The sequence below is a fragment of the Sphingomonas sp. OTU376 genome, assembly GCF_038440415.1.
Taxonomy (GTDB): domain Bacteria; phylum Pseudomonadota; class Alphaproteobacteria; order Sphingomonadales; family Sphingomonadaceae; genus Sphingomonas; species Sphingomonas kyeonggiensis_A.
Genome location: NZ_JASATQ010000063.1, coordinates 1 through 14538, shown reverse-complemented (window position 1 = coordinate 14538; position 14538 = coordinate 1). Strand labels below are relative to the sequence as shown.

Below are 14538 nucleotides of genomic sequence, written 5' to 3'. Positions count from 1 at the left end.
GGCGCTCCGGGAAACCGGGGCGCCTTTTCTTTTCGTGGGGTGCTTATCCTTTCCCTGGCGAAGGCCGGGGAAGGGCTGGGGTTCGCCTTGTGCTACCCCCCGAACAGCGCGTCGATCGGGCCCTTGGGGAGGAACCACAAGATAGCGACCAGCGCGGCGCAGGCGAGGCCTGCCCAGGGGCTGGCGAAGGTGAGGGCGATGCCGCTGGCGTAGATCGCCGAGGCGACCAGCCCCTTGCGCAGCGAATGCTGGTGATAGTCCTGCGCCGCCGCGTCCTGCCGGCCGGTGCGGCGGATCACTGACTGGAGCCACACATAGGCGAAGCTCGGCAGCATCATCACGCACATATAGACCAGGGTCGCATCATGGCTGAAATGCTGCTCGCCGAGATAGGCGGTGGCGAAGGGCACCAGCGACAGGGTGAACAACAGTGCGATGTTCGACCAGAGCAGCGCGTTGGTGATGCGGGCAGCATGGGCGAACAGCCGGTGGTGGTTCACCCAGTAGATCGCGACATAGGCATAGCTGAGCACATAGGCCGTGAAGATCGGCCAGAGCGACCAGAGGTGCGCCAGGCCATGTTCCTCCGGTGCCTTCATCTCGAGCACCATGATCGTGATGATGATGGCGATCACGCCGTCGGAAAACGCCTCAACCCGATTGACGCCGCCCCGACCTTCTTCCGTCTCGCTCATTGCCCCTCCGCCGATAATGGAGAGCATGATGCCGCCGAATGCGTGCCGGCTCAACTATTCCGAAGGTGAGGAGGGCAGGGCGCCTGCCCAGCCACGCACCGCCGCGGCGCAGAGCCGCAGGATCCTCGCCTTGTCCGCGCATTGCTCGAGGAGCGGCCGGTTGGTCTTCTCATTCTCTCCCCAATAGCTGCCGCCGTCGCGCCAGCTGTCCTCCTGGGAGGGGTAGATGAACAGATATTCCTTGAACAGCTTGGCACCGGCTTCGAGCGGACCATCCACTTCGTGCCCGCGAATGCGATACTTGTCCGGCCAGTCGTCCTCGAACCAGCTGCCGGACTGCTCCTGCTTGCGCACCAGCTTGTCCAGGCGGACGGTGAGCGCCTGCAATTCCTCGGCCGCGGCCTCCAGTTGCGCGGCCGCCGCCATGGCAGTTCGATAGTCATCGATCATCGAGATGCTCCCGTGGCGCGTATATCATGCGCCACGGGAGCAGTCGATTGGATCGGAAGAGGTCTTACTGCGCGGTGAATGCCGCGTTGATCTCGAGCGCGACTTCGTCCGAGACGAAGGGGACGTACTTGTCCATGCCGAAATCGCTGCGCTTGATCTTCGCGGTCGCCGAGAAGCCGAAGTTGAGCTTCTTGGTCATCGGGTTGTCGCCGGCGCCGACGAACTTCGTGTCGAGCACCACCGGGCGGGTGACGCCGTGCAGGGTGAGGTTGCCGGTGATCCTGGCGCTGGTGCCCTGAACGGCCACGCTGGTCGAGACGAAGCGGATGTCCGGATACTTCGCGGTGTCGAAGAAGTCGGCGGTGCCGAGATGCTCGTCGAGCGCCTTGACGGTGGTGACGATGCCCGAGGCCGGAATGGTCACGTCGAGCTTGGCGTCGGCGGGCTTCTTCGGGTCGATGGCGAGCGTGCCGGTGGCGCCGCCGGCCTGGCCGGTGAACTTGCTGAAGCCGAAATGGTCTACGGTGTAGCTGACCTGGGTGTGGCCGCCGTCAACGGCATAGGTGCCGGCCGCGATGCGGGCGGTGTCGGGCTGGCCAGGGAGCTGGACCGCCTGCTGGGCGGCGAAGGCAGCGATCGGGGTGGCGGCAAGCAGAGCAACGGCAATGAGAACGCGCATGGAAACTCCTCTGTGGGGAAGGAGCGCGCTTTGTGGTGATGCCGGCCCGGCGGGAAAATCCCGAAGGCGGCAACGCATGGTTTCCGAAACGGAGCGGGGGCGCGCGGGAACAGGGTGAACAGAGAGCTAAAAGCGGGTTCCGGAAGCCTCCCAACCGGGGAGTTCCGCACTGGCGCCGGTGCCATGCCGGTGAGACGCTGTCCCGACGCTTTCGGGAGATGCGCCATGGGATATTTCTTCCACTTGCCCCAGCCCCGCCATGACAGCACGCAGGCCTGCCTGGCAGCGATTGCCGCACGCATTGCGGCACCGGAGAAAAGGGCCGAGGCCGGCGCGCACCGCCGACCTCGGCAAAGCGATTAGTTCTTGGTCTGATCGACCAGCTTGTTGGCGCCGATCCACGGCATCATCGCGCGCAGCTCGCTGCCGACCTGCTCGATCTGGTGACGCTTGGCGGCGATGCGGCTGGCCTTGAGCTCGGGCTGGCCGGCGCGGTTGTCGAGCACGAAGTCCTTCACGAAGCGGCCCGACTGGATGTCGGCGAGGACGCGCTTCATTTCCTTCTTGGTCTCTTCGGTGATGATGCGCGGGCCGGTCTTGATGTCGCCGTACTCGGCGGTGTTCGAGATCGAGTAGCGCATGTTGGCGATGCCGCCCTCATACATCAGGTCGACGATCAGCTTGAGCTCGTGGAGGCACTCGAAATAGGCCATTTCGGGCGCGTAGCCGGCCTCGACCAGCGTCTCGAAGCCGGCCTGGACCAGCGCGGTGGCGCCGCCGCAGAGCACGGCCTGCTCACCGAACAGGTCGGTCTCGCATTCCTCGCGGAAATTGGTCTCGATGATGCCCGAACGGCCGCCGCCGACGCCCGAGGCATAGGCGAGGGCGATGTCATGCGCGTTGCCCGATGCGTCCTGATGGATCGCGATCAGGCAAGGCACGCCGCCGCCACGGGCATATTCGCTGCGCACGGTGTGGCCGGGACCCTTGGGCGCGATCATGATCACGTCCACGTCCGACGGGGCCTCGATCAGGCCGAAGTGGATGTTCAGGCCGTGCGCGAAGGCGAGGGCGGCACCGGGGCGGAGATTGCCCTTGATGTCGTTCTCGTAGATCGCGGCCTGGTGCTCGTCGGGTGCGAGGATCATCAGGATGTCGGCCCAGGCGGCGGCTTCCTTGTTCGGCAGCACCTTGAAGCCGGCGCCTTCCGCCTTGGCGGCCGAGGGCGAACCCGGGCGCAGCGCGATCGCGACTTCCTTGACGCCGCTGTCGCGCAGGTTCTGCGCATGGGCGTGGCCCTGCGAGCCATAGCCGAGGATGGCGATCTTCTTGTTCGAGATCAGGTTCAGATCGGCGTCGCGATCGTAGTAAACGCGCATGATTGGTTCTTCCTTTTCGTCGCCCCGGCGCTGAGCCGGGGTCCCGCTTCTGTTTGCCCGCTGCGAGAGAAAGCGGGACCCCGGGTCAAGCCCGGGGTGACGGTTAATGGTTATACGCGATCAGGCCGCTTCGGCCCCTCTCGCAATCGCGACGATGCCGGTGCGGGCGATCTCGACCAGGCCGAGGTCGCGCATCAGCTCGACGAACTTGTCGATCTTCTCGGTGCCGCCGGTCACTTCGAAGACGAAGCTGGAGGTGGTCGCGTCGACCACCCGGGCCCGATAGACCTCGGCGAGGCGCAGCGCCTCGATCCGGTGCTCGCCGGTGCCCGCCACCTTCACCAGCGCCAGCTCGCGCTCGACATGCTGGCCGAAGGCGGTGAGGTCGGTGACCTTGTGCACCGGCACCAGCCGCTCGAGCTGGGCGATGATCTGCTCCATCACCGGCGCCGAGGCGTGGGTGACGATGGTGATCCGGCTGATCAGGTCGTCGTCGGTGATCTCGGACACGGTGAGCGAGGAGATGTTGTAGCCCCGCGCGGTGAACAGGCCGGCGATCCGGGCGAGGATGCCCGGCTCGTTGTCGACGATGACCGCGAGCGTGTGCCGCTCGACTGCTTCTTCCTTGATATGCATGGGTTCAGACCAGTGCCTTGGCTTCATCGTCCATCTCGCCCGAGACTTCGGCCGACTGGAGCAGCATTTCGGTATGGGCGGCACCCGACGGGATCATCGGGAAGCAGTTGGCGAGCTTGGCCACGCGGCAATCGACCACCACCGGACCGTCATAGGCCAGCATCTCGGCGATGCCGGCGTCGAGCTGGTCGCGCGTCTCGATGCGGATGCCCTTCCAGCCATAAGCCTCTGCCAGCTTTACGAAATCCGGGAGGGCGTCCGAGTAGCTCTCCGAATAGCGCGACTGGTAGGTCAGCTCCTGCCACTGGCGGACCATGCCCATATATTCGTTGTTCAGGATGAAGATCTTGACCGGCAGCCGGTACTGGGTCGCGGTGGCCAGCTCCTGGATGTTCATCTGGATCGAGGCCTCGCCGGCGATGTCGATGACCAGCCGGTCGGGGTTGCCGAGCTGAGCGCCGATCGCGGCCGGCAGGCCATAGCCCATCGTGCCCAAACCACCCGAAGTCAGCCACTTGTTGGGATCATCGAAGTGGAAATGCTGGGCCGCCCACATCTGGTGCTGGCCGACTTCGGTGGTGATGATCGGGGACTGGTCCCTGGTCGCCTCCCACAGCGCGCGGATGGCGCGCTGGGGCATGATGGTCTGGGGATCGCTCTCCTGGAACTCGAGGCAGCCGACCTGGCGCCAGCCATGGATACGGCTCCACCATTCGGACAGGTCCGGCTTCGGATGGTGGCGAAGGTGCCACGTATCGAGCATCGCCCGCATCGCCGAACCGACGTCCGCCACGATGGGCAGGTCGACGCGAACGTTCTTGTTGATACTCGAACGGTCAATATCGACGTGGATCTTTGCACTGTTCGGCGAAAAGGCGTCCAGACGGCCGGTGACGCGGTCATCGAAACGGGCGCCCAGGGCGATGATGAGGTCGGCCTGGTTCATCGCCAGATTGGCCTCGTACGTGCCGTGCATCCCCAGCATTCCCAGCCACTTGTCGTCCGAAGCGGGGAAGGCGCCGAGGCCCATCAGCGTCGATGTAACAGGCGCGCCCGTTACATCGGCGAGCTGGCGCAGCAGGCGCGAAGCTTCGGGTCCGGAATTGATGATTCCGCCGCCGGTGTAGAAGATCGGGCGCTCGGCGGCGGCGAGCATATCGACCGCGCGCTCGATCGAGACCATGTCCGGCTCGGTCTGCGGACGATAGGTCTTGTGCGAGATCGGCGCATTCTCGCCGCGCCGTGCGGTGGCGACCTGGACGTCCTTGGGGATGTCGATCACGACCGGGCCGGGGCGGCCGGAAGTTGCGATATAGAAGGCCTCGCGGATCGTCGGCTCGAGCCGGGCGGGATCCTTCACCAGGTAATTATGCTTCGAGCAGTGGCGGGTGATGCCGACCGTGTCCGCTTCCTGGAAGGCATCGGTGCCGATCAGCGCCGTCGGCACCTGGCCGGTGATGACGACCATCGGGATCGAATCCATCAGCGCATCGGTGATCCCGGTGACGGCATTGGTCGCGCCCGGGCCCGAGGTGACGAGGACGACGCCCGGCTTGCCGGTGGCGCGGGCATAGCCCTCCGCCGCGTGCGTCGCCGCCTGCTCATGGCGGACAAGAATATGTTTGATGCGGTCCTGCTTGAAGATCGCATCATAGATCGGAAGCACGGCACCGCCGGGATAGCCGAACACGACTTCCACACCGAGATCGCTCAGCGTCTCGATCAGGATGTCTGCTCCACTCTTCTCGGTCGTCACATCGGCCTCCGTTTGTTGCGGTGCGGGAAACACCGCCGAAGGGCGCTGCTACCCGCACGAAAACTACACGTCAAGCCGAATTATAGCAATTTTCTTTCGAATTGCTCGACGAGTCTGTTTGTTTGTGTCTCATCCGTGCGCTCCCATTCCGGCGGAGGCTGGCGGCGGAACCAGGTGTATTGGCGCTTGGCGTACTGGCGGGTGGCGAGGGAGCCAGCGAAATGCGCCTCGTCGAGGTTACTCTCGCCGGCGAGCGCCAGGCCGATCTCGCGCACGCCGATCGCGCGCAGCACCGGGGCGTCGTCGGGCACGTCGGTGCGGGCGAGCAGCGCCTCGACCTCCGCCTGGGCGACATTGACCATGTGGCGGAAGCGGCGATCGATCCGGTCGGCGAGCCAGGTCTTGTCGGGCAGCAGGATGGTCGCGGCGACGCGGATCTCGTGGCCGATCCCGCCGTGCCGCTCGGCCTGCCACTCGGCGAGCCGCTTGCCGGTGGAGCGCACGACTTCGAGCGCGCGCGAGATGCGCAGCGTGTCGATCGGGCCGAGGCGGGTGGCAGCGTCGGGATCGAGCCGCATGAGCTCGGCGCGGGCCTGTTCGACGGTAAGGGCGCGGACCTCGCTGCGGATCAGCGAATCGATTTCGGGCACCGGGGCGATGCCGTCGAGCAAGGTGCGCATGTACATGCCGGTGCCGCCGACCAGGATGGGGAGGCGGCGGGCTTCATGCGCTTCGTGGATCGCGGCCCGCGCCTCCGCCGCCCAGCGCCCGGCCGAATAGGCTTCGGCGCCGTCGACATGGCCGAACAGCAGGTGCGGCGCGCGCTTCTCTTCCTCGACACTGGGGCGGGCGGTGAGCACGCGCAGATCGGCATAGACCTGCATCGAATCCGCGTTGATGACGACGCCATTGTGTTTTTCGGCGAGGGCGAGCGCGAGCGCGGACTTGCCGCTCGCGGTCGGCCCTGCGATGAGCGCCACCATTGGCAGTTCAGGGGATCCGATGTTCATCGCGACGCTTATAGCAGATGGTCTGGCCGCAGGGCAGCTTTCGGAAGCCGCTGACCGACTGGCTTCGGTGCATTGCGGACCCGGAAGCGTGCGCTGGATCGATGAGGGCCGCGCAGCGGACCTGGAATTCAGGGTGCATCCTGATGCGGCGCGGGCGGCTTTGGAAGGTGCGTTCCCCTTCACCGATGTGGCGGTGCAGCCGGCCGAGGGGCGCGCGAAGAAGCTGCTGATCGCCGACATGGATTCGACGATGATCACCGTCGAGTGCATCGACGAGCTGGCCGATTTCGCGGGGATCAAGGCGCAGGTCGCCGAGGTTACCGAGCGGGCGATGCGCGGCGAACTCGATTTCGGCGCGGCGCTGGATGCGCGGGTGGCCCTTTTGAAGGGGCTTTCGGAAAGCGCGATCGAGCAGTGCCTGGCCGAGCGGGTGCGGTTGATGCCGGGGGCCAAGGCGCTGGTTCGGACGATGCGCGCGCGGGGCGCGACCTGCGTGCTGGTGTCGGGCGGGTTCACGCGGTTCGCCGAGCCGGTGGGCAGCGAGATCGGTTTTCACCGGATGATCGCCAACCGGCTGGTGATCGAAGGCGGCGTGCTGACGGGTGCGGTGGAGAAGCCGATCGTCGACAGCGCGACGAAGCTCGATACGCTGCTGGCAGTGCGGGACGAGCTGGGGCTGGGTGCTTCGGACACGCTTGCGGTGGGCGACGGCGCCAACGACCTGGCGATGATCCGCGAGGCCGGGCTGGGGGTGGCATACCACGCCAAGCCGATCGTCGCGGCGGCGGCAGGGGTGCGGGTGGACCATGGGGATTTGACCGCGCTGCTCTACGCGCAGGGGATCGGGGCGAAGGACTGGGTGGAGGCTTGAGGCTCCACACTCCCCAGTTCCCCTCCTTTCAGGGAGGGGAACCAGGTTGTGCCCCGCGAAAGCGGGAGAGGGCGAAGAGGAAAGTCGCGCGTCGCCTCAGCGCACGCCCTTGCCGAAGGTGAAGCTCAGGCCCAGGCCACCGGAGAACTGGTCGCGGCTGCCATAGGGCTTCGTCGTCAGCGGTGAATCCGCGCCGTCGCCGGTCAGACGGTCGTAGCGGGCATAGCCGTAGACGCCCCAGTGGCGGCTGAACTGGCGGGTGGCGGTGCTGCTCACGCCGAGCGCATGGACTGCGCTGCCGTCTGCCCGGTAGACCGGCAGGCCGGTGCGGGCGGCGACGGCGGGGGTGACGTCGAAATAGGCGCGGCGGTATTTCGCGTCGGACAGGGTGACGCGCGGGCCGATCGCGACCAGCCATTTGTCGCCGTCGCGCATGACATAGTCGAGGCCGGCGCTGCCGATCAGGCCCTTGTGGCCGTTGACGCCCTGGCGCAGCTCGGTGTGGAGGCGCAGCGATCTGGCCAGCCAATATTGGGCATAGCCGCCCAGCTCGACCGTGGTGCCGACCTCGTCGATCTGAGCACCGGCTTCCTTGCGGTGGCGCGAGCCCTGGAAATTGGCGGCGGGGCCGATCTCGAACCCGCCCGACTTGAACGCCGCGAAGCCGAAGCTGTCATCCGCTGCCTCGAAGGGGAAGGGATCGTCGCCGCGGGCGATCGCGACATCGACCAGCGGGCTGAGCTGGACCTTGTCCGAACCCGGATAATTGGGCGAGAGCTGCGGGCCGAGCGAGACGCGGTAGCGCTTGGGCGGCTTGCTCTCTCCTTCCTGCGCATGGGCGGGAAGGGCGAGGGCGAGCAAAGGCGCGAGCGCGAGGAAGCGGATCATTGCGCCCTAACGCCACGATCCGGCTTTTGTTGCAACTGCGATATGACCGAAGCGGTTCGGGTTTGCGGCAATGCGAGTTCGGGTTTGCCGTTTCCCAAGTCTCCAACGTCATCCCCGCGCAGGCGGGGATCCATTCTGGCTGGCTTGGGTGAGACCCACAGTACTCAGTGACAATGGATCCCCGCCTGCGCGGGGATGACGGGGAATATTCGCGGGATCCCGGCTCAAGGCCGGGATGACGAGAATGGGAAGGCGCTAGTTGCTGACCGGCACGCAGGGGCTGACGCCGCGGCAGGCACCTGCCGCCTCGGCGCGGCTGGCGAACGGGCCGACCAGCACCTTGGTGAGACTGCCCGCCTTCACATAGCTGACCGAGCGGCCGGGGAAGCGGCCGCCGACCTGGCTCCACAGCTTGCGGGCATTGCCGGGATCGCCGAACGCGCCGAGCTGGAGGCGCCAGCCGCCGTCGCGGATCGCAGCGGCTGCAGGGACGGGCTGGGTGCGGACCGGGGCCGGCACCGGCGTGGGCGTGGCGCGCGGCGGCGTGCGGATCGGGACGGTGCGCGGCGGCGCGGCACTGGCGACTTCGACGGGCGGCGGGTTGCCGCCGGGCAAAGGCGCGCGATTGGCCTCTTCCTCATATTTACGTGCGAGGGCGAGGCCGGCCTGGCGGTCCTGCACGGTCATGTACTTGTCCATCTGCGCGATCGCGCCCGAGGCCTCGGCCAGGCCCGACTGCGAGGAGCGGGTCACCAGCGCATAGGCGCGGATCCAGTCCTTCTGGACGATGTCGCCGTTGAAATACATGGTGCCGAGCACATACTGGGCGCGGGGATCGCCGCGGCCGGCGGCGCGCTGGAGCCACGACGCGGCGGCATCGCGCTTGCCATTGGCGAACAGGGCGAGGGCATAGCTGGCCTGGGCCTGCTCATGGCCCTGGGCAGCGGCCTTGCCATACCAGGTCTCGGCCTGGTTGAGATCGGCCTTGACCCCGCGACCGAGCTTATAGGCCTGGCCGAGGTTGAACTGCGCGTCGGCATCGCCCTTCATCGCCGGGCCGCGCCAGCGATCGACGGCGGTCTTGTAGTCGCCGCGCTCCCAGGCCTCCACGCCCGCCTTCACCGGATTGTCCTGCGCGAGCGCAAGCGGGGCGGCCAGTGCCAGCCCGGCAACAGCGATCAACCCAAGCAGCTTCATGCGACCTTCGACTCCCACCCCGGATGAATGGCTAAATGGCAGTTAACCATCATTTGTGAAAGAAATCCTTAGCCCGTCTTCTCCGGAGAATCCCGGGGCGGAACGCTGTTAACGCATTCTTAGACGACCGCATGGCATCCCCACGCTCGGGTAACTGGTATTTCGAGGGGGTTCATGCGCGTTCTCGCGTTGGCATCGCAGAAAGGCGGATCCGGCAAGACGACCTTGTCGGGCCATCTCGCCGTGCAGGCGGAACGGGCGGGCTGTGGCCCGGTCGTGCTGATCGACATCGATCCCCAGGGCTCGCTGGCCGACTGGTGGAACGAGCGCGAGACGGATCTTCCGGCTTTCGCGCAGACCACGGTCGCGCGGCTCGCCTCGGACCTCGAGATCCTGCGCCAGCAGGGTTTCAAGCTGGCGGTGATCGATACCCCGCCGGCGATCACCATGGCGATCCAGAGCGTGATCGCGGTGGCCGAGCTCATCGTCATTCCGACCCGCCCGTCGCCGCATGACCTGCGCGCCGTGGGCGCCACGGTCGACCTGTGCGACCGCGCGGGCAAGCCGCTGATCTTCGTGGTCAATGCCGCGACGCCCAAGGCGCGGATCACCAGCGAGGCCGCCGTCGCGCTGTCGCAGCACGGCACGGTCGCGCCGATCACGCTGCATCACCGCACCGATTTCGCGGCCTCGATGATCGACGGCCGCACCGTGATGGAAGTCGACCCGAACGGGCGCTCGGCCGGCGAGGTCGAGGCGCTGTGGACCTATATCAACGACCGGCTGGAGAAGAACTTCCGCCGCACCGTGTTCGCGACTCCGGCCGCGGTGAACCAGTTCGGCGCGTCGCGCCCGGGTGGCGGCTTTGGCCGCCGGGTGGTGAGCTGATGTTCGGCACGCCTAAACCCACCGCTTCGCTCTCCTCGAGCCTGCTCGCCCGCAAGGGCCAGGCGCGGCCGGCGATGCGCCCGCAGGGCTTTGTCGGGATGAACCCGGCGACCGCCCAGGACGATCTCGGCTGGAACGACATGGGCGACGAGAGCGCCCAGCCGCAGCAGTTCGCGCCCGAGCCGGCGCCGATGCCTGCGCCCAAGCCGCAGGTGCTGCGCCAGATCGAGCAGCTCGACGAGCGGTTCAGCCAGCCGGCCCCGGTGCCCGCACCGGTACCGGTGACCCGGCCGCGCGTGCCCGCACTGCCGCCGCTGGTGGAGGAGGTTGCCGAGCCGGCTCCGGTCGTGGCTTCGGCTCCCGCTCCGCAGGCCCCGGTGCTTGCTCCGGCTGCTGCCGAGCGGCTCGCCCGCGAAGTGGCCAAGAAATCAAAGGCGGCGTTCACGCTCCGCCTCGACAATGACCGGCATTTGCGACTGCGCCTCGCATCGGCCGTAACCAACCGTTCGGCGCAGCAGATCGTGACCGAGGCGCTCGACGCCTTTCTCGAATCGCTGACCGAGGTCGAGACGCTCGCGCGTCAGGTCGGCCCGGCCGGGAACCGGTAAGGACTGGATGATGAAGATCCGTAGCAAGCTCGTGATCGGCCTTTCGGCACTGGCCGCCGGCGGTACGCTGGCAGCCGGCATTACGACCCAGGGCTTCGCGCTCTCGGCCTTTGCGACCGACGCGCCCAACGCCAAGAAGGCCGCGCAGGAAGCCGGGGCCGCGCGCAAGGCTATCGCGAAACGCAAGGCGGGGGACGCCGTCGCCCATGCCGAGGCCGCGGTGGCCAACGACCCGCAGAACGCCGAATATCGCGCGCTGCTCGGCCAGGCCTATCTGCTCGCCGGCCGCTTCGCCTCGGCGAACCAGGCGCTGGCCGACACGCTGACGCTTAACCCGGGCGACGGGCGCGCCGCGCTCAACCTGGTGCTCGCCAAGATCGCCGGTGGCGACTGGCCGGGCGCGCGCGCGATGCTCGACAGCCATGAGGACACGATCCCCGCCGCCGATCGCGGCCTGGCCTATGCGCTGGCCGGCGATCCGGTGAAGGCCGTCGAGATCCTGGGCCCGGCCGCTCGCGCCGAGGATGCCACCGCCAAGACCCGCCAGAACCTGGCGCTCGCCCTCGCGCTTTCGGGCCGCTGGGCCGAGGCCAAGCAGGTCGCGTCGGTCGACGTCGCGCCGGACCAGCTCAACGCGCGGATGATGCAGTGGGTGAACTTCGCCCGCCCGACCAACGCCTATGACCAGGTCGCCGCGCTGCTCAACGTCACGCCGGTGCAGGACCTCGGCCAGCCGGTGCGCCTGGCGCTGGCGCAGCAGAATGTGATGCTCGCCGCCGCGACGGTGCAGCCGGTGCAGACCGCGCCGGTGCCTGAAGCGGTCGATACCTATATGCCGGGCGTGCCCGCCAATGCCGAGGCGGTTGCCGCCGAGGCCGGCGTCTCGACCGCGGTTGCAGCAGCGGCCCCGGCCGTGGCGGTGACCGAGGCCAATCCGGTGGCCGGCACCAATGCCGGCGTCGTGTTCGGCCCGCGCGCGGAAGTGGTGCAGTCGGTTCCCGTCGCCGCGGTGCGCGCCTCGGCGCCCAGCGTCGCCGTTGCCGCCAAGGCGCCGCGCCTGATCGAGAAGAGCGCGGCAACCGCCAAGCCGGCGCGCGGCAATTTCTATGTCCAGCTCGGCGCCTATGTGAGCCCGGCGGTGGCGCGCGATGCGTGGAACCGCATGGACGATCGCGTTCCGGGCCTTGTGGGCCAGACGCCCTACGGCGCCAAGGTCTCGACCAAGGCGGGCAATTTCTATCGCCTGTCGGTGGGCGGCTATGACCGCAGCGGCGCCAACGCGCTGTGCCAGCAGATCAAGTCGAGCGGCCAGACCTGCTTCGTCCGCGCGGGCGCGGGCGATGCGACTGCCGCCTGGGTGAAGCCGGGCACGCGCCTCGCCTCACGCTAACGAATTTCCCACTCCCATCGGGAAACAGGAAAGGCCGGGGCGGCGACGTCCCGGCCTTTTTCGTTGGGCTTGACGGACGCATAACTCGATGGTTATGAGAAATGCATAGCCAGAAGGTTATGTATTCGAGGGAGGATATGCCATGCTACGCCAGGTCCACCGCTGGAGCGGGTTCATTTTCAGCATCGCCGCGGTCGTGAACATCATCGCGGTGATCCTGCAGAGCAACGCGCAGTGGCTGGGGCTGCTCGCGGTGGCGCCGCTGCTGGTGCTGTTGCCGACGGGGCTCTACATGTTCGCCAAGCCCTATTTCGCGAGGAACGCATGAGCGAGGACAAGACCGCCGTCGAGCAGATCGACGCCCGCATCGCGGCGCTGGACGACTGGCGCGGCGCGACGCTGGCGAAGGTGCGCGCGATCATCCACGCGGCCGATCCGGAGGTGGAGGAGACGTGGAAGTGGCGCGGCGTTCCGGTGTGGGAGCATGCCGGGATTATCTGCACCGGCGAGACCTACAAGGCAGCGGTGAAGCTCACCTTCGCCAAGGGCGCTTCGCTGGAAGACCCTACGGGTCTGTTCAATTCGAGCCTGGACGGGAATGTGCGCCGTGCGATCGACATCCATGAAGGCGAAACGATCGACGAAGCGGCGCTGACGGCGCTGATCCGCGAGGCGGTGGCGGCGAATCTGGCGAAGCCGGCGCGGCGGAAGAAGTAGGTTCCGTCCGTCATCCCCGCGAAGGGGGGGATCCGTTGCCGCCGAGGGTAATGAGACTCTCTTCAGTCAGCCAGAATGGATCCCCGCCTTCGCGGGGATGACGAACAAGGGCGGGGTTCACGGAGAAGAAATGCTGGGGCGAAGGGTATTTGGCCTAGCCCCATCACCGCCGCGCGGCGTCGGCCTCGTCGTACATCGCGCCGATCCGGCGGCGGAAGCCCTTGAAGCCCGCTTCGCGCGTGGCGCGGTCGATACAGGCTTTGGCGATCGGCTCGAGGGCGGCGAGATCCTGGCGGGCCAGTGCCAGTGCCTGTTTCGCCTCGGAAGTTTCCAGCGTGCGCTCGGGCAGGCGCTGCGTGTACCAGGAATTGCCGACGAAGAACGCGCGCCGCGCCTCTGCGGGGGCATTGGTGCGCTCGGCATTCTGGCCGGCGACGCCCAGCACGACCGCGCAGTGGAGCTTGTTCTTCGGGTTGAGGCCGTCGGCTTGTCCGGAGGCGCAGCCGGCAGCGAAAAGCGATCCCGTGAGCAGTGCGGCGGTTTTTATAGGAATAGCCATAACAGGCTGCCTAGGCCGAGGCGATTAATGCATGGTTGCACCGTATGCCGCCTGATAGGACAGGAGCACAGGTTTACGGGAGTCTTCAGGTGCAGATCGCAGTGCTGACATTCGACGGGTTCAACGAGCTCGACAGCTTCGTCGCGGCGGCGATCCTTAACCGGATGAAGGCCAAGGGCTGGATGGCCCACATCACCTGCCCGACTGGGCAGGTCACCTCGATGAATGGCGTTACGGTCACCGCGCAGAAGCCGTTGGAGTTCGCCGCCGAGGCAGATGCGGTGCTGATCGGCAGCGGCTTTCGCACGCGCGAGATCGCGGCGGATGCGGAGATGCTTGCGCGGATCCGGCTTGATCCGGCGCGCCAGCTGATCGGGGCGCAATGCTCGGGCACGCTGCTGCTCGCGAAGCTCGGGCTGATCGGTTCGCTGCCGGCCTGCACCGACCTTACCACCAAGCCCTGGGTGATCGAGGCGGGCGTCGAGGTGATCGACGCGCCGTTCGTGGCGCATGGCAATGTCGCGACCGCTGGCGGCTGCCTGGCCTCGCAATATCTGGCGAGCTGGATGATCGCGCGGGGTTCTTCGCTCGCCGATGCCGAGGCGGCGATCCATTACGTCGCGCCGGTGGGGGAGAAGGAATTGTACGTTGAGCGAGCGATGGGGGTGATCGGGGTGTTTGTCGGGGCGGGCGAGAGGGTCGCTGCGTAACCGTCATCCCGGCGAACGCCGGGATCTCGTGCGGCTCTTTCCCCGCGCCTTCGCCTGAGATCCCCGCTTTCGCCGGGATGACGGGGAGGGCCGCGGTCTACGGCT

17 protein-coding genes are annotated in these 14538 nt (G+C 67.1%); 7 read left to right on the top strand and 10 right to left on the bottom strand.

Translation table 11 applies throughout. The annotated features are described in order from the left end of the window. Positions 1–92: 92 nt before the first annotated feature. The 7 genes from AAHM44_RS20205 to miaA form a co-directional block, all read right to left on the bottom strand. Positions 93–695 carry a TMEM175 family protein gene (locus AAHM44_RS20205; RefSeq protein ID WP_342251104.1) on the bottom strand — a complete coding sequence of 201 codons (603 nt, stop codon included), beginning with the start codon at positions 693–695 and terminating at the stop codon, positions 93–95. A 54-nt stretch (positions 696–749) separates the two neighbouring features. Then, a complete protein-coding gene (locus AAHM44_RS20200) occupies positions 750–1145 on the bottom strand; it encodes a hypothetical protein (RefSeq protein WP_342251103.1) in 396 nt (131 codons plus the stop codon). A gap of 64 nt (positions 1146–1209) precedes the next feature. Then, positions 1210–1824: a YceI family protein gene (locus AAHM44_RS20195; RefSeq protein ID WP_269574785.1), complete on the bottom strand. Its 615-nt coding sequence runs from the start codon at positions 1822–1824 to the stop codon at positions 1210–1212. Between the two features lie 359 nt (positions 1825–2183). Continuing rightward, entirely contained in the window at positions 2184–3203 is a 1020-nt protein-coding gene (gene ilvC / locus AAHM44_RS20190) for a ketol-acid reductoisomerase (protein ID WP_184167759.1), read from the bottom strand. Positions 3204–3323: 120 nt separating this feature from the next. Continuing rightward, the gene (gene ilvN, locus AAHM44_RS20185; protein WP_184167756.1) at positions 3324–3839 is read right to left on the bottom strand and encodes an acetolactate synthase small subunit; all 516 of its coding nucleotides are present in this window, start codon (positions 3837–3839) and stop codon (positions 3324–3326) included. A gap of 4 nt (positions 3840–3843) precedes the next feature. Beyond that, positions 3844–5595 (bottom strand): biosynthetic-type acetolactate synthase large subunit, encoded by a 1752-nt coding sequence (gene ilvB, locus AAHM44_RS20180; protein WP_342251102.1) that lies wholly within the window; start codon positions 5593–5595, stop codon positions 3844–3846. An 80-nt stretch (positions 5596–5675) separates the two neighbouring features. Continuing rightward, a complete protein-coding gene (gene miaA, locus AAHM44_RS20175; protein WP_446746010.1) occupies positions 5676–6605 on the bottom strand; it encodes a tRNA (adenosine(37)-N6)-dimethylallyltransferase MiaA in 930 nt (309 codons plus the stop codon). Between miaA and serB the strand changes: the two genes are divergently transcribed. After that, entirely contained in the window at positions 6598–7476 is an 879-nt protein-coding gene (gene serB / locus AAHM44_RS20170; RefSeq protein ID WP_342251114.1) for a phosphoserine phosphatase SerB, read from the top strand. The two genes, miaA and serB, sit on opposite strands and share 8 nt — an antisense overlap. A gap of 96 nt (positions 7477–7572) precedes the next feature. Here the strand turns inward: serB and AAHM44_RS20165 are convergent, their stop codons facing one another. After that, complete coding sequence (locus AAHM44_RS20165) at positions 7573–8364, bottom strand: MipA/OmpV family protein (RefSeq protein WP_269574789.1); 792 nt, start codon at positions 8362–8364, stop codon at positions 7573–7575. Positions 8365–8619: 255 nt separating this feature from the next. After that, positions 8620–9561 carry an SPOR domain-containing protein gene (locus tag AAHM44_RS20160; protein WP_342251100.1) on the bottom strand — a complete coding sequence of 314 codons (942 nt, stop codon included), beginning with the start codon at positions 9559–9561 and terminating at the stop codon, positions 8620–8622. Positions 9562–9735: 174 nt separating this feature from the next. On the opposite strand from AAHM44_RS20160, the gene AAHM44_RS20155 reads away from it, so the two are divergent. The 5 genes from AAHM44_RS20155 to AAHM44_RS20135 all read left to right on the top strand — a co-directional run bounded on the left by AAHM44_RS20155 (position 9736) and on the right by AAHM44_RS20135 (position 13164). Further along, positions 9736–10449 (top strand): ParA family protein, encoded by a 714-nt coding sequence (locus tag AAHM44_RS20155; RefSeq protein ID WP_269574791.1) that lies wholly within the window; start codon positions 9736–9738, stop codon positions 10447–10449. Further along, a complete protein-coding gene (locus AAHM44_RS20150) occupies positions 10449–11057 on the top strand; it encodes a hypothetical protein (protein ID WP_342251099.1) in 609 nt (202 codons plus the stop codon). Before AAHM44_RS20155 ends, AAHM44_RS20150 begins: the two co-directional genes overlap by 1 nt. A gap of 10 nt (positions 11058–11067) precedes the next feature. Next, positions 11068–12447: an SPOR domain-containing protein gene (locus tag AAHM44_RS20145; protein WP_342251098.1), complete on the top strand. Its 1380-nt coding sequence runs from the start codon at positions 11068–11070 to the stop codon at positions 12445–12447. A 142-nt stretch (positions 12448–12589) separates the two neighbouring features. Beyond that, positions 12590–12775, top strand: a complete 186-nt coding sequence (locus AAHM44_RS20140) for a hypothetical protein (protein ID WP_342251097.1) — start codon at positions 12590–12592, stop codon at positions 12773–12775. Next, a complete protein-coding gene (locus AAHM44_RS20135; protein ID WP_269574794.1) occupies positions 12772–13164 on the top strand; it encodes a DUF1801 domain-containing protein in 393 nt (130 codons plus the stop codon). The genes AAHM44_RS20140 and AAHM44_RS20135 overlap by 4 nt, the downstream gene beginning before the upstream one ends. Before the next feature lie 163 nt (positions 13165–13327). Here the strand turns inward: AAHM44_RS20135 and AAHM44_RS20130 are convergent, their stop codons facing one another. Further along, positions 13328–13723 carry a hypothetical protein gene (locus AAHM44_RS20130; protein WP_269574795.1) on the bottom strand — a complete coding sequence of 132 codons (396 nt, stop codon included), beginning with the start codon at positions 13721–13723 and terminating at the stop codon, positions 13328–13330. An 89-nt stretch (positions 13724–13812) separates the two neighbouring features. On the opposite strand from AAHM44_RS20130, the gene AAHM44_RS20125 reads away from it, so the two are divergent. Continuing rightward, positions 13813–14433, top strand: a complete 621-nt coding sequence (locus AAHM44_RS20125; RefSeq protein WP_342251096.1) for a DJ-1/PfpI family protein — start codon at positions 13813–13815, stop codon at positions 14431–14433. The last annotated feature ends 105 nt before the right edge of the window (positions 14434–14538 follow it).